This window comes from Streptomyces niveiscabiei (assembly GCF_001419795.1).
Lineage (GTDB): Bacteria > Actinomycetota > Actinomycetes > Streptomycetales > Streptomycetaceae > Streptomyces > Streptomyces niveiscabiei.
Genome location: NZ_LIRL01000735.1, coordinates 1 through 339, shown reverse-complemented (window position 1 = coordinate 339; position 339 = coordinate 1). Strand labels below are relative to the sequence as shown.

1 protein-coding gene is annotated in these 339 nt (G+C 67.3%); it reads right to left on the bottom strand.

The window, feature by feature from the left end:
• On the bottom strand, positions 1-111 hold a 111-nt coding region (locus tag AOK24_RS32195), incomplete at its 3' end, for a TFIIB-type zinc ribbon-containing protein (RefSeq protein WP_167376881.1).
• Positions 112-339: the final 228 nt, after the last annotated feature.

The following is a 339-nucleotide window of genomic DNA, read 5'->3' as shown; positions in this document are numbered from 1 at the left end:
CTCCAGCTCGCCGTAGTCGAGGAAGATCCCCCGGCAGTTGCTGCACTGTTCGATCTGGACGCCGTTGCGGTTGTAGGTGTGCATCGCCGCGTGGCACTTCGGACACTGCATCATCGGCCTCGACCCCTCACTGTTCGTTCCTGTTTCGCGTTACCCCAGGACAGACTCCGTCCGGGGCCGGACGGTTGCACCCTACGGCGGGTCGCTCGTCACCTGACCAGGCGGTACGGCGCCCATGCGCGCGCACGCGTCCACCAGCGCCTCTTCCACCTCGTCCAACTGCCGTCGCTGCTGAGCCGACTTGGTGATCGCGCGGGCGGCGGTCTGGACGGTCAGCGC